Annotated in this window: 27 protein-coding genes and 1 pseudogene; 18 read left to right on the top strand and 10 right to left on the bottom strand. The window is 39.1% G+C overall.

Going from position 1 to position 22,973, the window contains the following annotated elements; translation table 11 throughout:
- Nucleotides 1-6: 6 nt before the first annotated feature.
- From rplB to rpsL, 8 genes are all read right to left on the bottom strand, one after another.
- A complete protein-coding gene (gene rplB, locus JMN12_RS11095) occupies nt 7-834 on the bottom strand; it encodes a 50S ribosomal protein L2 (RefSeq protein WP_088595131.1) in 828 nt (275 codons plus the stop codon).
- Nucleotides 835-855: 21 nt separating this feature from the next.
- Complete coding sequence (rplW, locus tag JMN12_RS11090; protein ID WP_009750932.1) at nt 856-1,143, bottom strand: 50S ribosomal protein L23; 288 nt, start codon at nt 1,141-1,143, stop codon at nt 856-858.
- Nucleotides 1,144-1,150: 7 nt separating this feature from the next.
- Nucleotides 1,151-1,780 carry a 50S ribosomal protein L4 gene (gene rplD, locus JMN12_RS11085; protein WP_009750933.1) on the bottom strand — a complete coding sequence of 210 codons (630 nt, stop codon included), beginning with the start codon at nt 1,778-1,780 and terminating at the stop codon, nt 1,151-1,153.
- Nucleotides 1,780-2,397 carry a 50S ribosomal protein L3 gene (rplC, locus tag JMN12_RS11080; protein ID WP_009750934.1) on the bottom strand — a complete coding sequence of 206 codons (618 nt, stop codon included), beginning with the start codon at nt 2,395-2,397 and terminating at the stop codon, nt 1,780-1,782. The genes rplD and rplC overlap by 1 nt, the downstream gene beginning before the upstream one ends.
- A 167-nt stretch (nt 2,398-2,564) precedes the next feature.
- A complete protein-coding gene (gene rpsJ / locus JMN12_RS11075; protein WP_002679460.1) occupies nt 2,565-2,876 on the bottom strand; it encodes a 30S ribosomal protein S10 in 312 nt (103 codons plus the stop codon).
- A 12-nt stretch (nt 2,877-2,888) separates the two neighbouring features.
- On the bottom strand, nt 2,889-5,009 hold the full coding sequence (gene fusA / locus JMN12_RS11070; RefSeq protein WP_088595132.1) for an elongation factor G: 2,121 nt from the start codon (nt 5,007-5,009) through the stop codon (nt 2,889-2,891).
- 8 nt (nt 5,010-5,017) lie between these two features.
- Nucleotides 5,018-5,494 (bottom strand): 30S ribosomal protein S7, encoded by a 477-nt coding sequence (gene rpsG, locus JMN12_RS11065; RefSeq protein WP_002679527.1) that lies wholly within the window; start codon nt 5,492-5,494, stop codon nt 5,018-5,020.
- 32 nt (nt 5,495-5,526) lie between these two features.
- Entirely contained in the window at nt 5,527-5,940 is a 414-nt protein-coding gene (rpsL, locus tag JMN12_RS11060) for a 30S ribosomal protein S12 (RefSeq protein WP_002679283.1), read from the bottom strand.
- A 562-nt stretch (nt 5,941-6,502) separates the two neighbouring features.
- Here rpsL and JMN12_RS11055 point away from each other — a divergent pair.
- The 8 genes and pseudogenes from JMN12_RS11055 (at nt 6,503) to JMN12_RS11025 (ending at nt 12,207) form a co-directional block, all read left to right on the top strand.
- Nucleotides 6,503-6,826 carry a hypothetical protein gene (locus JMN12_RS11055; RefSeq protein ID WP_009750937.1) on the top strand — a complete coding sequence of 108 codons (324 nt, stop codon included), beginning with the start codon at nt 6,503-6,505 and terminating at the stop codon, nt 6,824-6,826.
- A 382-nt stretch (nt 6,827-7,208) separates the two neighbouring features.
- A pseudogene (locus JMN12_RS15330) lies at nt 7,209-7,361 on the top strand (transcriptional regulator); the annotation flags it as partial.
- Nucleotides 7,362-7,702: 341 nt separating this feature from the next.
- Complete coding sequence (locus JMN12_RS11050; protein WP_203139203.1) at nt 7,703-8,896, top strand: hypothetical protein; 1,194 nt, start codon at nt 7,703-7,705, stop codon at nt 8,894-8,896.
- 108 nt (nt 8,897-9,004) lie between these two features.
- Nucleotides 9,005-9,382, top strand: coding sequence for a hypothetical protein (locus JMN12_RS11045; protein WP_203139200.1), 378 nt, complete (start codon nt 9,005-9,007; stop codon nt 9,380-9,382).
- 5 nt (nt 9,383-9,387) lie between these two features.
- Nucleotides 9,388-9,756, top strand: a complete 369-nt coding sequence (locus tag JMN12_RS11040) for a TfoX/Sxy family protein (RefSeq protein ID WP_203139198.1) — start codon at nt 9,388-9,390, stop codon at nt 9,754-9,756.
- Between the two features lie 416 nt (nt 9,757-10,172).
- Nucleotides 10,173-10,595 carry an organic hydroperoxide resistance protein gene (locus tag JMN12_RS11035; RefSeq protein ID WP_198466412.1) on the top strand — a complete coding sequence of 141 codons (423 nt, stop codon included), beginning with the start codon at nt 10,173-10,175 and terminating at the stop codon, nt 10,593-10,595.
- 105 nt (nt 10,596-10,700) lie between these two features.
- Nucleotides 10,701-11,486: a DUF481 domain-containing protein gene (locus JMN12_RS11030; protein ID WP_203139195.1), complete on the top strand. Its 786-nt coding sequence runs from the start codon at nt 10,701-10,703 to the stop codon at nt 11,484-11,486.
- 55 nt (nt 11,487-11,541) lie between these two features.
- Nucleotides 11,542-12,207 carry a DUF421 domain-containing protein gene (locus JMN12_RS11025; protein WP_198466414.1) on the top strand — a complete coding sequence of 222 codons (666 nt, stop codon included), beginning with the start codon at nt 11,542-11,544 and terminating at the stop codon, nt 12,205-12,207.
- A 12-nt stretch (nt 12,208-12,219) separates the two neighbouring features.
- Here the strand turns inward: JMN12_RS11025 and JMN12_RS11020 are convergent, their stop codons facing one another.
- The gene (locus JMN12_RS11020) at nt 12,220-12,753 is read right to left on the bottom strand and encodes a DUF488 family protein (protein ID WP_203084405.1); all 534 of its coding nucleotides are present in this window, start codon (nt 12,751-12,753) and stop codon (nt 12,220-12,222) included.
- A 110-nt stretch (nt 12,754-12,863) separates the two neighbouring features.
- On the opposite strand from JMN12_RS11020, the gene JMN12_RS11015 reads away from it, so the two are divergent.
- From JMN12_RS11015 to JMN12_RS10970, 10 genes are all read left to right on the top strand, one after another.
- A complete protein-coding gene (locus tag JMN12_RS11015; RefSeq protein ID WP_203139193.1) occupies nt 12,864-14,180 on the top strand; it encodes a DUF389 domain-containing protein in 1,317 nt (438 codons plus the stop codon).
- Between the two features lie 195 nt (nt 14,181-14,375).
- Nucleotides 14,376-14,945: a sugar O-acetyltransferase gene (locus tag JMN12_RS11010; RefSeq protein ID WP_203139190.1), complete on the top strand. Its 570-nt coding sequence runs from the start codon at nt 14,376-14,378 to the stop codon at nt 14,943-14,945.
- Nucleotides 14,942-16,084, top strand: coding sequence for an alpha/beta hydrolase (locus JMN12_RS11005; protein ID WP_203139187.1), 1,143 nt, complete (start codon nt 14,942-14,944; stop codon nt 16,082-16,084). Before JMN12_RS11010 ends, JMN12_RS11005 begins: the two co-directional genes overlap by 4 nt.
- Before the next feature lie 166 nt (nt 16,085-16,250).
- Nucleotides 16,251-16,595, top strand: a complete 345-nt coding sequence (locus tag JMN12_RS11000) for a YciI family protein (RefSeq protein WP_002666814.1) — start codon at nt 16,251-16,253, stop codon at nt 16,593-16,595.
- Nucleotide 16,596: 1 nt separating this feature from the next.
- A complete protein-coding gene (locus JMN12_RS10995) occupies nt 16,597-17,817 on the top strand; it encodes an RNA polymerase sigma factor (RefSeq protein WP_203139184.1) in 1,221 nt (406 codons plus the stop codon).
- Nucleotides 17,818-17,984: 167 nt separating this feature from the next.
- A complete protein-coding gene (locus JMN12_RS10990) occupies nt 17,985-18,155 on the top strand; it encodes a hypothetical protein (RefSeq protein ID WP_203139180.1) in 171 nt (56 codons plus the stop codon).
- Between the two features lie 7 nt (nt 18,156-18,162).
- Nucleotides 18,163-19,332 (top strand): alpha/beta hydrolase, encoded by a 1,170-nt coding sequence (locus JMN12_RS10985; protein WP_203139175.1) that lies wholly within the window; start codon nt 18,163-18,165, stop codon nt 19,330-19,332.
- Between the two features lie 8 nt (nt 19,333-19,340).
- On the top strand, nt 19,341-19,805 hold the full coding sequence (locus tag JMN12_RS10980) for a DUF302 domain-containing protein (RefSeq protein ID WP_203139173.1): 465 nt from the start codon (nt 19,341-19,343) through the stop codon (nt 19,803-19,805).
- A 152-nt stretch (nt 19,806-19,957) separates the two neighbouring features.
- Nucleotides 19,958-20,962, top strand: coding sequence for an MBL fold metallo-hydrolase (locus JMN12_RS10975; protein ID WP_203139171.1), 1,005 nt, complete (start codon nt 19,958-19,960; stop codon nt 20,960-20,962).
- A gap of 138 nt (nt 20,963-21,100) precedes the next feature.
- Entirely contained in the window at nt 21,101-21,925 is an 825-nt protein-coding gene (locus JMN12_RS10970) for a Bro-N domain-containing protein (RefSeq protein ID WP_203139169.1), read from the top strand.
- Nucleotides 21,926-22,072: 147 nt separating this feature from the next.
- Here JMN12_RS10970 and JMN12_RS10965 read toward each other — a convergent pair whose 3' ends face one another.
- A complete protein-coding gene (locus JMN12_RS10965; protein ID WP_203139167.1) occupies nt 22,073-22,921 on the bottom strand; it encodes a CPBP family intramembrane glutamic endopeptidase in 849 nt (282 codons plus the stop codon).
- Nucleotides 22,922-22,973: the final 52 nt, after the last annotated feature.

Raw genomic sequence — 22,973 nt, 5'->3', positions numbered from 1 at the left:
AGTCTCTTATTTTTTTCTGCGTTCTACAATATACTTATTACTTGCTTTGGTTTTAGAACGGGTTCTATAACCTTTAGCTGGTATTCCTTTACGTGAGCGTGGGTGACCACCGGTAGCACGACCTTCACCACCACCCATTGGGTGATCGACAGGGTTCATTACTACGGCACGTGTACGAGGACGGCGTCCTAACCAGCGAGAGCGACCAGCTTTACCAGAAAGTACCAATTGGTGGTCGGAGTTTGATACAGCTCCTATGGTTGCGAGGCAAGTGAGGAGGATCATACGGGTTTCACCAGAAGGTAATTTTACGGTAGCATACTTACCATCTTTAGCCATTAGTTGGGCGAAAGTACCTGCGGAACGAGCGATATTAGCTCCTTGTCCAGGGCGCAATTCAATGCAAGAAATCACGGTACCGAGTGGGATTTGAGAGAGCGGCATTGCGTTACCGATTTCAGGGGCGATATTTTCTTGACCTGCAACGATTACTTGATCAACTTTCAAACCTGCTGGAGCGATGATGTAACGTTTTTCGCCGTCGGTGTATTGAACAAGAGCAATGAATGCTGTTCTGTTAGGGTCGTACTCGATAGAAACTACTTTGGCGTCGATGCCGAATTTGTTTCGTTTGAAGTCGATGATACGGTACTTTTTCTTATGACCACCACCAATGTAACGCATGGTCATTTTTCCTTGATTGTTTCTACCACCAGTCTTTTTCAACGGAACGAGCAAGCTCTTTTCCGGCTTATCAGTAGTAATGGTGTCGAATTCGTTTACTACTCTAAAACGCTGACCGGGGGTAATTGGTTTTAATTTTCTAACTGACATTTTTGTCTATTTGTTAAATACTTATATATTACTATAAAAATCTATAGTTCCATCTTCTACTTGCACAACTGCTTTTTTCACTGCGTTTGTTTTAGCGATTTGCAAGCCTGTTTTTGTATAACGAGTAGAACGTTTAGGGCCGTAGTTAAGGGTACGTACGGATTTTACTTTAACGCCATAAGTAGCTTCAACTTCATTTTTGATTTGAATCTTGTTAGCGTCGTTAGCTACTACGAAAGTATAGCAGTTTTTTAACTCGCTATTTTCAGTTGCTTTTTCTGTATTTACAGGTTTAATTAATACGCTCATTTTCTTCTTATTTTGTTAAAATTGACTCTAAAACTGCTACTGAGCTCTCAGTAAGTACTACCTTTGCAGCGTTGACTACTTGGTAAGTATTTAATTCTGAAGCTGTTACTACGCTTGAAGTAGGTACGTTACGAGAGGACAAATATACGTTATTATTTGTATTTGGCAACACAAAAAGTGATTTTTTATTTTCTAAGCCGAGGGATTTCACAACAGCTGTAAAATCTTTAGTTTTAGGGGCGTTGAAATTTAAATCTTCAACTACAACGAGGGCTTGGTTTTGCACTTTAGCGCTGAGGGCAGAGCGGCGAGCCAATCGTTTTACGTTTTTAGTAAGTTTTTGTGTATAATCTTTAGGACGAGGACCGAATATGCGACCGCCACCCACAAATACAGGAGATTTTACGCTACCTGCACGAGCTGTACCAGTACCTTTTTGTTTTTTGATTTTGCGAGTACTACCAGCTACTTCGTTTCTTTCTTTAGCCTTGTGAGTACCTTGACGTTTGTTAGCTAAATAGCGTTTTACATCTAAGTATACTACGTGATTGTTAGGCTCGATACCGAATACAGCATCAGAAAGGGTTACCTTTCTACCTGTTTCTTTTCCTTGTATGTTTAATACTGCTACTTCCATTATTTGTGAATAGTTACGTAAGCATTTTTGTGACCTGGGATACAACCTTTTACTAGTAAAAGATTTTTCTCAGCAACCACTTTTAATACTTTCAAGTTTTGTACTGTTACCTTTTCAGCTCCCATACGTCCAGCCATACGCATACCTTTGAATACGCGAGAAGGGTAAGACGAAGCACCTACTGAACCTGGTGCTCTGAGGCGGTTGTGCTGACCGTGAGTAGTTTGACCTACTCCGCCAAAACCGTGGCGACGTACCACCCCTTGGAAGCCTTTACCTTTGGAAGTTCCTGTGATATCGACGAACTCGCCTTCGGTGAAGAAATCGACGGTGATAGTATCACCTAATTTGTAATTGTTTTCAAAACCTTGGAATTCAACAACTTTTTTCTTTACAGAAGTACCTGCTTTTTTGAAGTGACCAAGCTCAGCTTTGGTAGCACGTTTTTCTGCTTTGTCATCGAAACCAAGTTGAAGAGCCTCATAGCCATCAACCTCTTTGGTTCTGACTTGGGTAACTACGCAAGGACCTGCTTCGATGATGGTACAAGGTACATTTTTACCGTTCTCATCAAAAATGCTGGTCATTCCTACTTTTTTTCCGATTAACCCAGACATAAAATTAAATATTAAATTAGTTATTAGTTTTTTATTTAGGAGTTAGGTATCAGGGAATGATACCTATAAATGTTTCAGGGTCAAAAAATGCCCGAGGCTTTTTAACCCTGAATCATTTTTATCCGTTTTTCCCTAACCCGCAGTTTCGGGACATTTTAGTAAAGTTATTAAACTTTGATATCTACGTCAACACCGCTTGGTAATTCCAATTTCATCAAAGCGTCGATAGTTTTAGATGAAGAGCTGTAGATGTCGAGGAGACGTTTGTGAGAGCTCAATTGGAATTGCTCACGAGCTTTTTTGTTTACGTGAGGAGAGCGCAATACAGTAAATATTTTTTTGTGGGTAGGTAGCGGAATAGGTCCTACTACTACAGCACCGGCTGCTTTTACTGTTTTTACGATTTTCTCAGCAGATTTATCTACCAAGTTGTGGTCGTAAGATTTTAACTTTATTCTTATTTTTTGTTGATTACTCATTTGCTTAATAATTTAGTTGCCTCTGGCGTTTTTAATTACTTCGTCTGCAATGTTAGAAGGAGTTTCGGCATAGTGAGAGAACTCCATTGTAGAAGTAGCACGACCTGATGAGAGAGTTCGAAGTGCTGTTACATAGCCGAACATTTCTGATAATGGAACAAAAGCTTTGATTACTTTAGCACCATTACGGTCGTCCATATTATTTACTTGACCACGACGGCGGTTCAAGTCGCCTACGATATCTCCCATATTTTCTTCTGGAGTAATAACTTCCAATTTCATAATAGGTTCCATCAATACGGCTTTTGCAGCGCGAGCAGCTTCTTTGTAACCCAATTTGGCTGCCAACTCGAATGACAATGAATCGGAATCGACAGGGTGGAAAGAGCCATCGATAAGAACGATTTTCATTGCGTCCATTTCGAAGCCTGCCAAAGGTCCGTTTTTCATAGCTTCTTTGAAACCTTTTTCAACTGATGGGATATACTCTTTAGGGATGTTACCACCTTTGATTTCGTTGACAAACTCAAGACCTACTTTACCTTCTTCGGCTGGTTCCATACGGAATACGATGTCGGCGAATTTACCACGACCTCCAGTTTGTTTTTTGTAGACTTCGCGGTGATCAGCCTTACCAGTAATGGCTTCTTTGTACTCTACTTGAGGTTGTCCTTGGTTTACTTCTACTTTGAACTCGCGTTTGAGGCGGTCTACGATGATATCCAAGTGCAACTCACCCATACCAGAGATGATAGTTTGTCCAGAGGCTTGGTCAGTTTTTACTTGGAAGGTAGGATCTTCTTCAGCGAGTTTAGCTAAAGCCATACCTAATTTATCAACGTCAGCTTTTGTTTTAGGTTCTACAGCAATACCGATTACTGGATCAGGGAATACCATACTTTCGAGTACGATAGGATATTTTTCGTCGCAAAGGGTATCACCAGTTTTGATATCTTTAAAACCTACTGCAGCGCCTATATCACCAGCTTCGATGTATTCGATAGGATTTTGTTTATTAGCGTGCATCTGGTAGATACGAGAGATACGCTCTTTGTTGTTTGAACGAGTGTTCAATACGTAAGAACCTGCATCGAGGTGACCAGAGTAAGCACGGAAGAATGCTAAACGTCCTACATAAGGGTCGGTTGCGATTTTGAATGCCAAGGCTGAGAAAGGAGCATCAACGGCTGGTTTGCGTAGGGCAGGTTCGCCAGTTTCAGGATTAGTACCCTCGATAGCTTCTTTGTCAAGAGGTGAAGGCAAGTAACGGCAAACAGCATCAAGCATAAACTGTACTCCTTTGTTTTTGAATGATGAGCCGCATACCATAGGAATGATAGCCATATCCATTACTGCAGCGCGCAATGCTTTGTGGATTTCGTCTTCAGTAATAGAATTTTCATCTTCCATAAATTTCTCAAGAAGACCTTCGTCATAACCCGCTACCTCTTCAATCAATTGAGCGCGGTATTTGGCTACATCCTCTTTCATATCGGCAGGAATTTCTACTATATCAAAAGTAGAACCTGAGTTTTCTTCGTGCCATACAATAGCGCGGTTTTTAATCAAATCTACAACGCCTTTAAAGTCAGCTTCGTCACCGATAGGCAATACGATAGGAACGGCGTTAGATTTGAGCATATCTTTTACCTGGTTGCAAACATTGAGGAAGTTAGCTCCTTGACGGTCCATTTTGTTTACGAACCCAATACGAGGAACTTTGTAGTTATCAGCCAAGCGCCAGTTAGTTTCAGATTGAGGTTCTACACCGTCTACGGCAGAGAAGAGGAATACTAATCCATCAAGTACGCGCAAAGAACGGTTTACCTCAACGGTAAAATCGACGTGACCGGGAGTATCGATAATATTGAAGTGATACTCTTTAGCGTCGGCTGTAGGTTTACCATTTTCGGTAGGGAAGTTCCATTTACAAGTGGTTGCAGCAGATTGGATAGTGATACCGCGTTCAGCTTCTTGTTCCATCCAGTCCATAGTAGATGCACCATCGTGAACTTCACCGATTTTGTGAGTTTTACCGGTATAGAAAAGTATACGTTCAGTAGTGGTGGTTTTGCCCGCGTCAATGTGAGCGGCAATACCTATGTTTCTTGTATATTTTAAATCTCTACTCATCGTGTTAATTAGAATCTAAAGTGTGAGAATGCTTTGTTAGCTTCAGCCATACGGTGCGTATCCATTTTTTTCTTCACGGCAGCACCTTCTTCTTTAGAGGCAGCGATAATTTCGGCAGCCAATTTCTGAGCCATAGATTTCTCGTTGCGTTTACGAGCGTACCCGATGAGCCATTTCATAGCCATAGAGACTTTACGGTCTGGGCGAATTTGCATAGGAATTTGGAAGGTAGCACCCCCTACACGGCGAGAGCGTACTTCGACGTGAGGCATTACGTTGCTAAGAGCATCTTTCCAAACTTCTAATGCCGACTTTTCGTCGTTATTTTTCTTTTGTTCTACGATATCGATAGCGTCGTAGAATACTTTAAAAGCCACTGATTTTTTACCGTCCCACATAAGGTTATTCACGAAGCGGGTAACCAATTGGTCGTTAAACTTAGGATCCGGTAAAAGTGGGCGTTTTTTAGCCTGTCTTTTTCTCATTTCTTTTCAGTTAAAAGATTTTGTGTGTTAAATTACTTTTTCTTACCTTTAGCTGGTGCGGCAGCGGCTTGTCCTGGTTTAGGGCGTTTAGCACCGTATTTAGAGCGACGTTGCGTTCTACCGGCAACACCGGCAGTATCAAGTGCGCCACGCACGATGTGATATCTAACACCTGGTAAATCTTTTACCCTTCCGCCTCGTACCAATACTATCGAGTGCTCTTGGAGGTTGTGACCTTCACCTGGTATGTAAGCGTTCACCTCATTGCCATTAGTTAAACGAACACGAGCTACTTTACGCATAGCAGAGTTCGGTTTTTTAGGCGTAGTGGTGTACACACGTGTACATACACCGCGGCGTTGTGGGCACGAATCCAAAGCAACCGATTTACTCTTCTTGGTAATTCTGGTTCTTCCTTTTCGTACTAATTGTGAAATTGTTGGCATAATTTACAATACTATATATTTATTTATTTGTTTACTTGAGTTTTAGGCTTTAATTATTCAAAGCGGGTGCAAAAGTACAATTATTTTTTAAAACCACAAAACTATCTGAAAGATAAGAGGTAAGAGGGGTTAGGGGTTAGGGGTTAGGGGTTAGATGCAGCAATTACTTATTATATGCTGATTATCAATATATTATATAGCTACTTTTTATAGAAGTTATTATATTATAAGGAGTTATGTACTTTTAATTTTGTTACAAATATCACAAAAAAGTTGTTTTTTAGGTAAGAGATAAGAGGTAAGAAAATGTAAGGTGTTTAAAATGTTTTGTTTGTGGGGGCGTTTGTGGGGAGAGTGTCCGAAAAGTTTTATTTATGTGGGCGTTTGTGGAGGCGTTTGTGGAGGGCGTTTGCAAAACGCCCCTACATAACATACTATAAAAGTGATTGATTATCACAACTCCACGAATTTTCACTAATTTTCACCTGACGGTAAATTACAAATCTATTTGTATTTGTTATTAGAAAGTATTACCTTTGCCTTTGATAAACATTTTTTTACAATGAGGAGTCTTTATTTCATTACTATTATAGTAATTATAATGCTGGGGGTGGTACACTCGGCACTGAGTTTTAAGAAGTATGAGCATTTTTCAGCTGAAGGTTTTTGGTTTTTCAGTGCTGGATTAGCCCTTATCTTTGCTGGGATTGCTAACTTGATGCATTACCAACTGCAACTGCCTCTTAGTTTTCGTTATTGTATTATTATAAATGTACTTTTGGTGGGATTCACAGTGCTATTAGCTGTAAAAGTTCATTTACCTACTACATTATTGGTAGCGTTTTTTTCGGTATTGATGACCTTTCTGATATTAATAAACAAGTAAATATGGGAAATATATGTTTTTACTCAACATTACCTTTTACTATTGAGGAAGAGAAAATAACGCAGTGGTTTGACGAGTTGAGAAATTTTAATAAAAAAATACACCCGAAAAGGTATAATCTAATTAGCTAATTTGTTAATTAGTCAATTTACTAATTATGAATATCGCTTCTTTTGTAAAGGAAGAAGGTGTCCGAAAAGTTTTATTTATGTGGGCGTTTGCAGCACATACCCAGCTATCGCTGGCTTTCCTACATAACATACTACAAAAGCTATTGATAATCAGAGTAGTCAACTTTGCCAAAGGTCGTAGCACGACGAGCAACTAAAACTTTGGCAAAGTGTAGCGACGCAAAAGTGATTTTGAGACTTTTTGGACAGCCTCACAAGCTGAACTGACAATGCGATCGGGCGTTGGACTGCGCTTTGTACGTGAATTGGAACAGGGCAAAAAAACCTTGCGTTTAGATAAAATAAATCAAGTATTGGCTCTCTTCGGTGCCGAAGTAGGGGTCGTAACTCTTGTAGAGAAATGAAACAAGTAGTAAGCATTACCTACTTGGCAACAGTGGATTGAGCGTAGTTTTCTTTCTGCTACAATGAAAGAACAGTACGTCCATTTGCTGATTTCCAAATTTACTAATTTACTCATTGATTTAAAAAACTAATAACTATATATAATTTTGACGAACTCGATGCCCTTACTGATCACCTTATAGACGAGGAAATACAAGCGTATGACCTGCCTTATTATATAGAACTAATGTTTGAAGGTTCTACTCTTATAGATTTGCCTAAATACGCAAGGCAGTACAAGGCAAACTTTGTGATACATTGAAAAAGGGATCGTTTAAATGATAATTAAAAAACAATCAAAATGATTAGAAAAATATTTTATCTTTTCTTCCTTATAGGAGTACTTATCTCTTGTGATTTTATTAATAATCAAAGTAATAACAATCAAAATAAACAAGAGGAAGGATTAGATTGTGAAGGGATTATTTCAAAAATTGTACAATCAAGTTCTTTAGATTGGGAACATTACCCCAAAGCTTTCACAAGAATAGATCGCATTTCGGGAGATAGTATATTTATCAAAGTATTTTTTGATATGGATATCACTGATGAGAATGAACCTAATACCCAACAAGTGGTTGAAAATACCATTGCTTGGTTATTATTTTGTGTGAAGGAAAAAAAACTATACAATATAACTTATGATATAGAAAATCCTATTATTCTAACTTTCGATGAAAATTTACTTACTGCAGATAACATTGGAAAAATATGTAAGGAGAGTAATGAAAATAAAATCATATCGGGATCTGAAAGTAGTAACCATATTAAGGTAAAGAAAAATTTAGTAGATAAAAGATATGAGGGAAAATGGGAATGTTTTAAATATATTAAAGATGCTGGAAATGACAATAAAAAATTTAGTGAGAACTATGCTAAGCAATTTTCCCATTTTGCCCAATTTTCACTCAAAAAAGACTCTTTAATACTTTCTAACCAATGTGCTAAATACGTTTTTCAGTATAAATACCCCACAAAATTAAAAAAGGATAATGAGGAGGATAGTTACATAATATTTTTAAAACCTAAACAAGATAGTATTAGTTTTATCAAAGGATTTGAAGATGATTTGCAGTGTGATAATATCTTTAATACATTGTGTCTCAATGATAGTACTATTATTTTCCGTGACAGAGGCTATTTCTTCTATTTTAAAAAGAAATACAAAGATGATTCTGCAAGTAAAAACTTTCATATAGAAGGAATCCCTGGTGATGATAGAAATTATTGGAAAGTAGAAAAAGAATATAATTTTAGCAACCTCCAAGAGGCATACAATTGCTTTTTAACCGATTTTCCTTATGGTTCAGAAAACTTATTGAATAAAATACCTCTAAAAAGTTTCTATGACAATAAACACTATATAAATTACACAATACAGAAGAACAATATTATCATAGAAAAAGAAGTGCCCTTAGGAATTGTTTCAATTAGATTAAGAAAGAAAAATAACGTATATGTTTTGTCCTATGAAATAAAGTATCCAGAGGAGTAATAATTTTCTTTTAGTATTAACCAAAATTAATTATCTCAATTTAAAAATTTCTCATCCTACAATATAGACTTTTTCAATCAGATTTTGATAAATTTATTCAATAACTCTATGACTTCAGACGAATTTGCAAAGAATTTTTACCTTGAAAAACTAAATTTTCTAAAATCCTGCTTTGAAGAGCAGCCCCAATACCCCAGTGCTGTAAATGCCAAAATAAAAGAAATGGTGCTCAGTAACACTCAGCAAGAGCAGCTAAAAGAAGTAATAGATACTCTCCTAACAGATGTCTTTTACAGCGTTTTATTAGGATTAGATGGTGAAAATTCCATAGGCAACACCCAGCAGACTTACAAAATATACGATGAAGAAGGCAATCTTATTTCCCATTGCGGCGAATTGGAAACAAGTGCTTATGAGTACTTTCACGAGGGCAAATATGAAGGCAGTACTTTTGCCCCCGATCTCAAAGAGCATTTAAAAATCTAATAAAAATGGCTTATAGTATAACACTTGCGAATAGAGTTCGCGAATATTTAGCTGAAATACCCCATATTACGGTGGAAGAAAAAGCGATGTTTGGCGGTTTGGCTTTCTTGGTAAATGACAAGATGTGCATCAATATAGGAGAGGATACCTTAATGTGTAGGTTTGACCCTGAGCAGACAGAAGAACTCGCAGAAAGGCAGGGCTTCTCGCCAGTGGTAATGAGAGGCAAAGAGCTCTCTGGCTATTGCTATGTAGACCCTACGGGGTACAACCAAAAAGAAGACTTTCAGTTTTGGTTACAACTCTGTTTAGAATTCAACAGCAAAGCAAAGAGTTCTAAGAAAAAGAATAAAACAACTAAAAAATCCCTGTGAGGTACTTACCTCATAGGGATTTTTGTTAATCATCAATTGTCCCACTAATCATCATAAATTCTATTTTAACGTGAGTTCGACGTAAGTAATTACTTAACAATCAGTAAAATATTTTTAATCCCCCACGAATTTCACGAATTTTCACGAATTTGGGAATGTATAAAAGTCTTTATTTTTTATTATCTCACGAATTTTCACCTGACGGTGAATTATTTTGTGAATATATTATGATATAAAGCTGTAAATCAATATTCTTTTATATCGAACTGACGTTATTTTAGGAAATTGTTTGTAAAAAACATTGTTAAAAATATTTGTTGTATCTTTGTCTCTCGAAATATAGTTTAAGGTTCTTAAAAGCCTGACCTATAAAACTCACAAAGTAAGAATAAATAACAAAATAAGTAAGAATTATTATGAAAGCATTGTACACAGCAGTGGCGACCGCTACCGGTGGTCAAAAAAGGAAAGTAACTTCCGATAATGGCGTGTTAAGCCTTGAACTACGCTCTCCTAAAGCCTTAGGTGGGGCTAATGATGATTATACCAATCCTGAGCAGATTTTTGCAGCTGGCTATGCAGCTTGTTTTGACACTGCCCTGAATTTGGTTATTAGGCAAGCTAAAGTAACCACTGGCGAGACCTCTGTTACAGCACACGTATCTATAGGAAAGCTCGATAATGGCGGCTTTATTTTTGCAGTAACCTTACAAGTAAATATACCCGATGTATCACTTGAACAAGCTGAAGAACTTGCCGCAAAAGCACATCAAGTTTGTCCGTATTCTAACTCTACTCGTGGGAATATAGAGGTAATTACAGAAGTGACAAATAACTAATAAATCTCCGTGTGGTATGACTACACGGGGATTTTTTCATTAGCTAACTTGCTAATTATCTAATTATTCTTACTTTTGTCGCTTGAAAAAGAAAATTTAAGTACAATGAAAAAATTACTTTATGCATTATTAATACTATTACCTTCAGCTTCTGCCTACTCACAAATGCTTTTTTCGGAAAATCTCACTATGACAATAGACAGCACCAAAACCTTACAAGGGAGCTTGATGCCTATCTTGGACTTCAAAACTGAAAAAGAGGACGTTTTTACTCTTAAAAATACAGCTAATCTCAACTTGCTCATCAATCACAATAGGGTCATCAATGTAATCAACAAATTTGAGCTTTCTACTTATGGTAGTCAAGTAATCTTAAGTGGTGGGTATATACATTTGGAATATCGCTACTTGTTAGACCACGCTTTTGAGGTGTATCCTTATGCCGAATCACAATGGGCAGAGAGCAGGGGAATGAACCACAAGATTTCTACCGGTTTGCAGTCGCGTTATCGATTAATAAACACTAATTCCTCACTGATGTTTGCTGCTGTAGGCTTATTCTTTGAATACGAAAAATGGCAACACCCTGCCCCTGATGCCAATACTCCTAACCACGCTTATAGTCGTAGTATCAAAACTCATTTATCGCTCAGCTACAAACTTCAATTAGCTGAGAAATGGACGTTTATCACCACTGCTATACATCAGGGGAAACCCGATAGCACTTACTTCAAAGAAGCGCGTTTTGGTGGGGCTCTCGACCTCACTTACAACATTACCCCTACCATAGGCATTATGGGTACTTACCGAATTATCTATGACACTGCCCCTATTGTACCTATAAAAAAAGAGTATCATTCGCTTGAAGTAGGGCTTAATGTTTCATTTTAATTGTCGATTTGTCAATTAGCAAATTAGTAAATTGTCTCATCAATAAATCAATTTTATGTTTACAATTCCTTATATTGAATCCGAGGAGTTTTTCTACTTAGATGTTTTCCTAAAACTGCTCTTAGGATTGTTGGCTATTGCCCTAATTATCAACAAATCGGGCAAGGGTAATTTGGCACCTACTTCGGCTATGGACCAAGTGCAAAACTACGTACTTGGGGGTATTATCGGGGGTGTGATTTACAGTCCGTCGGTTACGCTCTTTCAGTTTGCCATTGTATTGATTATTTGGGCATTACTCATCATAGGATTACGCCAGCTGAAAACTAAAAACCACGCTTTTAGGAGATTTATAGATGGCAACCCCGTGATTGTTATTAATCGTGGCAAGATAGACATCGCGGCTTGTAAAAAAGCTAAAATCACAGCACACGAACTCGCTTTCAAGCTCCGCAAAGAAGGGATTTACTACATCAGGGATGTAAAAAGAGCCGTACTTGAACAGAATGGTGAGCTCATTATTGTATTATCGGGTGAAGAAAATCCTAAATACCCTATTATCACCGATGGTATTATCCAAAAAAGCGTATTGGAAGATGTAGATAAAACCGAAGAATGGTTGCTTGCGAAGCTACAAGAATTAGGCTATGATAGTCCGTCGGAAGTATTTTTAGCAGAATACGAAAGTGCGCAAATAAAGGTGATACCCTATGATAATTAGCAAATTTGCAAATTACCCCCAAAGAATTCCATCATCATAGTACACTACCTTGTCTCCTATAACACGAGCTGGGGCAGTGTATTTATGAAGTTCTTCTTTGTCTATTGCCATAATATGGTCTACTTGCCATCCTTTGGCTTTCAGATAATCGGATATCATCGATCTATGACAGCGCCACCAGAGGGCTTCAGCACACATATAAGCCGTTGTTTCTCTTTTGGCAATGGCGATAAGCTGCGCAATACCTTCTTCAAAATCAAGAGTTTCCATATAATCGGCATAAGCGCGGAAAGACTCATTACGCCAGCGGGTATTCTTGGAGTCTTTGTGCACTTTTCGTCTGCCCCCCAATAGCGCCAAATGAGTATAAGCGATACCAACTTGGGGTAATGCCACTTCTAAATTCTCTTTGTTGAATTGCGGATATTTGTTAGACCCTGGTAGTCCCCTAACATCCACTAAATGTTGTATCTCAAACGATTGTAACATTTTTATAAACTCCTCCAAGGTATGGGTAGAGTGCCCTATAGTATATATTTTCTTCATAATCAGAAAGCAAAAGTAGGAAAAAACAGTGAATTATCATTGGCTAATGAGCTAATTATTACTATCTTTGTACCCAATTATTTAAAACTAACATCTAAATACTTAACATTATGAGTTTTTTGAAAAAGCTTTTCAATTTACATCAAGGCGAAGAGAAAAAGGAAAAAGTAATTGAAGATATCCTTAGCAATATCTCTTTTCGTGGCGCTAATCTATGGATTTTAGCTTGTGCTATTCTCATTGCTTCTATTGGGCTGAATGTCAATTCTACTGCTGTTATCATTGGGGCGATGCTTATTTCTCCTTTGATGGGACCTATCGTAGGGGCAGGATTTGCATTGGCTACTTACGATTTCGACCTGTTGAAGAAAACCGGCAAGAGTTTGCTCATCGCTACTGTGGTGAGTCTTATAGTATCGTTTATCTACTTCTATATCAGTCCGTTCAAGGATGTGCAGTCAGAGCTTTTAGCGCGTACTTCACCTACCATTTACGATGTGTTCATCGCTTTTGTGGGTGGGTTGGTAGGGGCTATCTCGCTAACGCGCGAGGATAAAGGTAACCCTATACCAGGGGTAGCTATTGCTACTGCCTTGATGCCTCCACTTTGTACAGCAGGGTTTGGTTTAGCAACGAGTAATTTTAGTTATTTTTTAGGAGCTTTCTACCTCTATAGCATCAATTGTTTCTTCATTGGGATTGCTACTTTCCTCATTATCAAATACCTGAAATACACCCCTAAGAATACGGGTAATGAGGCGCTTAACAAGCGTTTGCGCGTTGTTATCACCACATTGGTAATCCTCATTGTTACTCCCAGTTTGTATTTGGCATATAGCCTTTTAAAAGAGAAGGAATTCCACGAGAATGTAGCTCATTATATCACTGCCGAGTTTGAAAACAGTGGTTATACTATCATTTATAAGAAAATACGCTACAATACGAACCCTAAAAGCATTGAATTAGCGTTTTTGGATAAGAAATTTAGCGATGAAGAGTTAAAAACGCTGCAAAGCGACCTTAAAAACTTCAAACTACTCAATACTGAGCTTATTGTACGACAAAAAGAATCGGAAATTGATAAAGAAATACTATCAGAAATCAACAAAAACAAGTCGTCGCTCTCTAGTAAAGATGTGATGATAAATCAGCTAAAAGAAGAGTTGGCGCAATACAAATATAACGACCCTACTTTTGCTAAAGAAATAAAAGTATTATTCCCTAATATTGAGAGTTTTTATTTTGGAAAACTGACAGATTTTTCGGCTAAAGGCAACTCTTCTCTCACTACGGTGATGCTCTACACGCCTAAAAAAGAGACTGTAAAAGGTAAAGAGATCGCCAAAGAAGTGGATCGCCAAAAGTTACAACAATGGCTCGCTGAGAAGTTTGGCGATAAGAAAGTGATTTGTAAATTAGCAGATTAGGGAATTAGGAAATTAGCAAATTTGTAAATTAGCAAATTGGTCGATTTGGTAGATGAGAAAATGAAATCCCCGTATGCAAACAGCCTGTGTGGATCGCATCACGAGGAGTTTTGTCAATATATTAGCTAATCAGCAAATTATTACTATCTTTGTAGCCTAAACAACAAAGAGTCTAAGAACTAAAGACTAACGCTTATGAACAATATCTTTTCTCGTCTCCTTGCAGGAGAAACTGTTTCTTTCTTTGACTCCGATTACCACTTCATTCACGAGGCTTGTGCCGAAAGCAAAAAACTTCTTGTACGCCTCAATAACACTGCCGACACTACTGAAACAAAGCAACTATTACAAGAACTCTTCGGGAACCGAATGCACGAAACCGCTGTGATTACTACCCCTATTCATCTAAATTACGGTAGGAATCTCCGCATAGGGGCGCATACCTTTATCAACCACGATTGTTCGTTCCTCGATTTAGGCGGTATTACCATTGATGAAGAGGTGATGATAGCCCCTAAGGTTACTATTTCTAGCGAAGGACACCCCGTGACTATTGCCAACCGCCAGAGTTTGAGTGTTGACCACGTGCATATTTGTAAGAACGTATGGATAGGCGCTGGGGCTGTAATTACCGCTGGGGTTACCATAGGTGAAAACTCGGTAGTAGCGGCTGGTGCCGTTGTTACCAAAGATGTACCTGCTAATGTAGTAGTGGCAGGCGTACCAGCGAAAATAATTAAAGAACTAGAAAATAATACCGTATGAAGAAAATCTTTTTAACATTTACAACAGTTTTGGCTATGGTTTCTTGCCAAAACAAACAAGTGAACAACACCGAAAATACACAAACAGAAGCTCAATCCTCTAATACCGAAAACGCTATGACACTTACACAAGAATGGGATAAGATATTCCCCAAATCAGAAAAAGTAGACCACCGCAAAGTAACCTTTAAAAACCGCTATGGCATTACCCTTGCTGCCGACCTCTATACCCCTAAAAACACTCAGGGTAAACTCGTTGCTATTGCTGTTTCAGGTCCTTTTGGAGCAGTGAAAGAACAATCATCTGGGCTTTATGCCCAAACCCTTGCTGAGCGCGGCTTTGTAACCCTTGCTTTTGATCCCTCTTTTACTGGGGAAAGTTCTGGCGAACCCCGCAATATGCCCAGTCCCGAAATCAATACTGAAGACTTTTCAGCTGCTGTTGATTTCTTAGGCTCTTTGGAGAATGTAGACCGCGAGCGCATTGGTATTCTCGGTATCTGCGGTTGGGGTGGTTTTGCTCTCAACGCTGCCCTTTCGGATACTCGTATCAAAGCCGTAGGCACCAGCACTATGTACGATATGACCCGCGTATCGGCTAATGGCTATGAAATAAAAATGACCCCCAATGCTCAAGGCACTTACGACCGCGTACCAGGCAATACTCCCGAAGCACGCCGTAAGATGAAAGAACAAATGAATAATGCACGCTGGGAAAGTGCTAAAAAAGGCTATGCTTCCTACCTGCCTGCTAATAACCTCGACCCTAAAACTATCACCCCCGAAACACCTAAGTTCATTGCCGAGTATGCCGATTTTTACCGCACCAAGCGCGGTTTTCACCCTCGTGCTGTAAACTCTAACCCCGAACACTCTTGGGCTGATACCGGTATGTTAGCCCTTATTAATATGCCTATCTTGCACTACGCAGCCGAAATGCAAACCCCTGCCTTGCTCGTTCACGGCGAAAAAGCACATTCGCGCTATTTCAGTGAAGATGCTTACAAACAAATAGGTAGTAAAGACAAAGAACTCTATATCGTACCCAATGCTACTCACGTAGATTTATACGATGACAAAGCAGGCAAAATACCTTTTGACAAGTTTGAAGAGTTCTATAAGATGAATTTGGCTAATTAAGTCGTAGTACGAGTCGTAGCACGACAAGCAATAAAAAAACTCCCCGTGGTGAAGCCTATGTGGCTCGCATCACGAGGAGTTTTTGTTAATTGTTAATTTTTACTATCTTTGTCCCCATAGAGGAAATTCAATCGTTATAGGGGTATAATATTAAATTTAAAAATGTATGAAAGATTTTGTATTAATTTTTCGTTTGAACAACATCGCTGATTTCAAACCTACTCCGGAGCAAATGCAAGAACGTATGAACTGGCTTGCAGGTATCGCTTCACAAAACAAATTAGCCGACAAAGGCAATACCCTTTTGCCTATCGCTGGCAGTGCCAAAACTATCAAAGCCGATAAGGTTGTAACCGATGGACCTTTTACCGAAATTAAGGAGTTTATCAGTGGCTATGTGGTAGTAAAAGCTGAAAACATTGATGAAGCAGTGGAAATGGCTAAAGCCAACCCTATTTTTGAACAAGTAGGTGGTAGTATTGAAGTGCGTGAAGTGCTAAAAAGAGATTAAAATGCCTCACTCACAACTTTTATCCGATTTATTTCGAAAAGAATACGCTAAAATGGTGGCAGTCTTATGTCGCCATTTTGGCTTTTCTCATTTGGAGATTGCTGAAGATATTGTAAGTGATACTTTCTTAAAAGCCTATGAATTGTGGGAAAGAGAGCCCTTACCTCCCAACCCTACTGCGTGGCTTTACACCGTCGCCAAAAACAAAGCTAAAGACTATGAAAAACACGTAGCTATATTCGAAGATAAAGTAAAAAAGGCACTTACACCTACTGAGAAAAGCGAAGAACTTACCTTTGAAACTTCTGAAATAAACGATAGTCAGTTAGAAATGCTCTTCAATATCTGCGATCCTTCTATTTCTGTAGAGTCTCAAATAAGTTTGGCTTTGCAAATACTCTGTGGTTTTACGGTGGAAGAGATTGCTAATGCCCTGCTTACCCATACCGAAACTATAAAAAAACGACTTCTTAGAGCTAAAAGCAAGCTCAGAGAGCATCATTTTCAAATCAAAATCGTAAGTCCAGCCGATATACAAGCGCGATTAGAAACTGTATTGCGCTGTTTGTACTTATTTTTCAATGAAGGCTATTTTTCCGAAACCAACAATCAGTTTATACGAAAGGAGTTTTGCAAAGAAGCTTTGCGCCTTACGCTCTTACTTGCCGAACACCCTCAAACTGATACACCACAAGTGAATGCTCTTTTATCGCTGATGTGTTTCCAAAGTTCCAGACTTGAAGCCCGTATCAATACCACTGGTGAAAACACTCTTTATGAACAACAAGATAAAAGCAAATGGGATAAAGAACTTATACATAGAGGTAACTATTATTTAGTAAAAGCCTGCGAAGGCTCACAAATCTCTAAATATCACTTAGAAGCTGGCATTGCCTATTGGCATACTACCCCTACTGACGAAAACAAGTGGGAGTATATTCTCCGTCTATATAACCAACTGATTATCATTGAATATTCTTCTGTAATAGCCTTAAACAGGACTTTTGCTTATGGCAAGGTATACGGCAAAGAAAAAGCTATTGTCGAGGCTGAAAAATTAGGATTACAAGACAATCGTTACTACCACGAGTTGTTGGGATATTTATATACTGATATTGATAACCAAAAAGCAATTGCTCATTACCAAAAAGCAATTACTCTCTCTAAATCCCCCAACGAACGCGCGACACTGCAAAAACAGATAGAACAATTAGTGGAGTAAGATTTAAAGAACTCAAAATGCACACCTTTGGGAATTACTCAAAAAAGAGGGAAAATGAAACGGTGTCAAATTATCACCAGTTAAAATTAGATGCCGTTGATGGTGGAATGGGTGGCTGATACAAAAGCTACAAATTTAGTAGGTTAAGTAAAAAATAATATGTACTTTTGCATATTATACCGTTTAAAGGTAGCCACAGGCTACCTTTAAATGCAAAAAAAGCTGGGATAGCTACCGCAGCAGTAAAGAAACAATTACACCAAATGACCCTCAAAGGCTATATACAACGTAAGGAAACAGATGGTTCATTGCGTATCTTTGCCACTACCTCAATATAATTAGCAAATGAAAAAGAAAAAGATGTATATCCTTATCACCATACTATTGCTGTTGCTCGTGGGAGGGGCTTACTATATATTTCGTCCTGCGCTTTTTGCAAAACCTACGGGCAAGTATGCCATTGGTACAGTGAGTTATTGTGTAACCGACCCTGATAGGGAGGAGATTTTCATCACTGATAAACATCAAGCCAGACAAATCCCTATACAAGTGTGGTACCCTGCCGAAAACACCTCTCAACCTGATTACGCCCCTTATATCCCTGAAGCTATAAAGGTGAGCGAGGCTATTTCAGAGCTTTTGCATATTCCAAAGGCGTTGCTTTATCCGTTGCAATTCAAGCGTTCGAATGCCTTAGTAAAAGCTCCTATAAACAAGGAAAAAGTGCAATATCCTGTACTTTTATACCTTACAGGACTTTATGGACACCGATGTATAAATACTTTTCAGATACAAGAATTAGTCTCTCAAGGCTATATAGTGGTAGGTATTGATTGCCCTATGGCTGTAGCCTTGGCAACGTTCCCCGACGGCAGTACGCTCAAAAGCCTGCCGCGAACGCTCATCGACCCTATGCTCAATGAAAGTCTTACAGAAGAAAATCCACTTTTGAACTATAACGGAAAAACTTTTGAGGGGGGATTGATAGCCTACTTCGCCAAAGATGTATCGCGAGTAATAGATTTCCTTACTATGCTCAACACAAACGACCCTAACAATCTTCTTTACAACAAACTCAACTTGGATAGATTAGGAGCTTTTGGGGTCTCTCTCGGAGGAATTATCGTATCGGAAGCCTCTTGGAAAGACCCTCGTATCAAGGCTAATTTGATTATGGAATCGCGGATTCCTCAAAAAATAGCACGAACGGGTTTGTGTGTTCCTACAATGGTGATCACACGTCCTGCAGAAGCTATGCGTACAGAAAGAGAACGCTCAGGTGGGTGGACAGAAAGCGATATTCAAGAGCACCTCAGCACAATGGGAAACCTATGCAAAAACACAGCTGAAAGTGAATTTATACAAATCCCCGATATCTTCCACGTAGATTTTACCGATGCGCCTTTATGGGTGCCTTTTCCTCATCTTTTGGGATTTAGTAGCAAAACCCCTATTGAGGAAACTCACCACAAGCTAAATGAACTTACCCTTACTTTCTTTGAAAAACACTTATAATAAACTATATGAAACACCTTATTATTTTCTTATTATTCCCGTTCTTAGCAGCAGCACAACCTATTATTAGTTGTAAAGATGTAATAAAACCTTATGGAGACTTCCAAAGTCCATTAGCTTTTGAAGAGACCGTAGCAGCACTTCAGAAAACACTGAACAGCAAAGGGATTACCATTTTTGCCACTATTGAACATCACAAAGCGGCTGAGGCAGTAGGCGAAAGTATGCAGCCCGCAACTGTACTTATAGTAGGCAATCCCAAAGTAGGAACCGCCCTAATGCAGGAAAACCCTCGCTTTGCTATTGAACTCCCTTTGAAAATCCTCATCTACGAGGAGGGAAAAACGGTAAATATACGCTACGAGAAAATTGCTGCTATCGCCGAAAAATACCATATAAAGCAAAACTTCGCTACAGCAGAAAAGATAGATACAGCAATGCTACAGTTGATAAAATCGTCAATTAGCAAATGAGGAAATGAAAGAATTAGAAAATAAACTCCCCGTATGCAAACTGCCTATGTAGCTTGCATCACGGGGAGTTTTTTTGTCAATTATCAATGGTTAATTGTCAATTATTTTGTATCTTTGTGTCATCAATAAATAAAGTAAAGCTAATCGATATTATGAATAGACGTAAATTCTTTCAAACCACTGCCCTCAGTGGAGGGCTTTTAGCAGTTCCCTCACTAATGAGTTTCTTACCTAAAAAAACTACTGACAGCAATGTTGTTGCAACAGGATGTAGCCTTAAAATCACATTGGGAGATTTGGAGCTCTTTCTCCTATCTGATGGATATATGAACGTCTCTCCTCCTCAATCTATCTTTGCCCCTCAAATACCTAAAAAGGACTTTGTAAACCAGATGCAAAAACTGTATCTCAACCCCGAACTGATGCAGATGTCGGTGAATATATTGCTTATAAAATCAGCTAATAAGTATATCTTAATCGATGCTGGTAATGGAAAGCATTCTGGGAAAACCAATATAGGAAGACTCCCCGAAAATCTCATAAAGATAGGTGTTTCTCCTTCTGATATTACTGATGTATTTATCACTCACGCTCACGGCGACCATATTGGGGGACTTACCACTCCCGATGGCAAACTCACTTTTCCTAATGCGCAATGTTATATCAACAAAAAGGAGTACGACTTTTGGCTATCACCTAATCCCGATTTTTCTAAAACTAAATATAAGAGAACGCCCCAGCAGTTAGAACAATACTTAAACTATTCGCGCAATATTCTCAAAGCTCTAGGCAATCATCTGCACTTCTTCAGCGCAGGTGATACTCTTTTTGGGATATTAAAAACCGAGTTAGCCGAAGGACATACGCCGGGGCATACGCTTGTAACTATCATCTCAGAGGGACGTTCGTTAAAGCACTTAGCCGATACGGTTCACTCGCCTTTGCTCATTGCTAAACCCGATTGGGGTGTGTTGTGGGATACTGATTATCAGCAAGGTATTCACACACGCCTACGCATACTAGAGAACTGCTACAAAGAGCATACGCTTATTCTTGCAGGGCATTTACCTTTCCCTGGTTTGGGATATATAGGCAAAGAGAAGGACTACCGATGGGTGCCTTTTTCTTATGCTTCTCCTGAAGATGTAATCATTTAACGAGAACAAATCACACATAAAATTCTCGTATGCAAACTACTTATACAGAACGCACTACAGGAAGTTTTTGTAAACTATCAATGGTTAATTAATCAATTATTACTATCTTTGTAACTTAAAAATCTTTCATCATCTGAAATGAAAAAAGAAGCTATCAAATTATTTGAAGAACGCAAGGTGCGTACCATTTGGGACGACACTCACGAGAAATGGTATTTCTCTATTGTAGATGTAGTGGCTATATTAACTGATAGCCCTAACCCTCAGACCTATTGGCGTGTATTAAAAAAACGACTAAAAGAAGAGGGAAATGAAACCGTTACAAACTGTAACGCTTTGAAGTTAAAAGCTGCTGATGGTAAAATGCGACTTACTGATGTTGCTGATACTGAACAACTTTTACGCTTGATACAGTCTATACCTTCTCCTAAGGCAGAACCTTTCAAACTATGGATGGCAGAAGTTGCTAGCACTCGTATTGACCAATTGCAAGACCCTGAACGCTCTATAGAACAAGCTGTAGCTGATTACCGCCGCTTGGGATATTCGGAAGCGTGGATAAACCAGCGTATCAAATCTATTGAAGTGCAAAAAGAACTTACCGATGAGTGGAAACGTACGGGAGTAAAAGAAGGTGTAGAGTACGCTACGCTCACTGATATTATCACCCAACAATGGAGTGGCTTTACTACCAAAGAATACAAGCAGTATAAAGGACTCAAAAAAGAGAACTTACGCGATAATATGACTAACTTGGAAATGGCTTTTAACATATTAGCCGAAGCCTCAACTACCGAACTTTCCAAACAACGCGATCCACAAGGAGTAGAAGAACAGAAAAAGGTAGCTAAAGAAGGTAGTAGTGTAGCCAAAGTAGCGCGCAAGCAATTGGAAGCTCAATTGGGGCGCAGTGTTATATCGCCTACAAAAGCTAAAGACTACCTTAAAATTGAGGAGTCATAGCACAACACTCAATAAAACAACTCCCCGTAATGCAAACTGCCTATGTAGCTCGCATCACGGGGAGTTTTCGTCTCTCGTCATTCGTCTCTCGTCATTCGTCTCTCGTCATTCGTCTCTCGTCATTCGTCTCTCGTCATTCGTCTCTCGTCATTCGTCTCTCATCATTCGTAACTTCCTCAGCCATAAACCTACGCCAAGGTACAGCAGACAAGGAATAATCCCCGAAACGGGCGAAATGAGTATCTCTCTACCTGCTTCAATGAGAATATGCTTATCGTATATCAAACTGTTAATGACAGTATCCTCAATAGCGTGCATCCACACCCCAGGCCATATCGACTTTGTAAGGCGGAAAAGTTCGGTATACATCACCGTCCACGAGGTGCAGCACACCAATGCCATTATACAAAAAGTAACCTTATCGTAAGGGAATACAGCAAATAGCTGTTCGGGTTTTATGAAGTAGAAAAAGTAAGGCCAATGCCACGAGCACCACACTACCCCCACAATGAGATAGAGCCACACGTCTTTAATATGCAAACTGAGCAAACGAGCCGTAAGATACCCCCGCCACGCCGATTCTTCAAAGAAATTCTTTACAAATTCGGCTACTACAAAAATACCAAAGCCCGCAAGATAGTCCGTCCACCGGATTTGTACATCCAGCCAGCCCAAAAGCTCCCCTATAAGCAGGGTAACGGCAATCACCGCAGGGTAAATAAGGGTTGCCACCCCATACCAACGCAGGTTTTTCTCAATAAGCGGACGCAATCCTGCATCGCGCCAACCATCGCCCATAAAAGCGCGCAACACAAGCCAGGTAAGCAGCGGAGCCACTATAAAAATACCCATTCCGCTAGTACCATTGCTAGTATCGCTAAAATCGCCTGTCGTTTCACCCGTAAGAGCATCCACCCATACGCCCACCCAGCCACAACTGAGGGCTACGAGAATAAAAATACATAAATTCCTAATGGTTCGTGATTGATGTTTCATCTTTTAAAAATATTTAATTATCTTTGGCGCAAAATTACGCTGGTGCGCATAA

The sequence above is a fragment of the Capnocytophaga genosp. AHN8471 genome, assembly GCF_016806945.1.
GTDB classification, from domain to species: domain Bacteria; phylum Bacteroidota; class Bacteroidia; order Flavobacteriales; family Flavobacteriaceae; genus Capnocytophaga; species Capnocytophaga periodontitidis.
The sequence above is the reverse complement of the archived record's forward strand: the minus strand, read 5'-3'. Positions and strand labels throughout refer to the sequence as shown.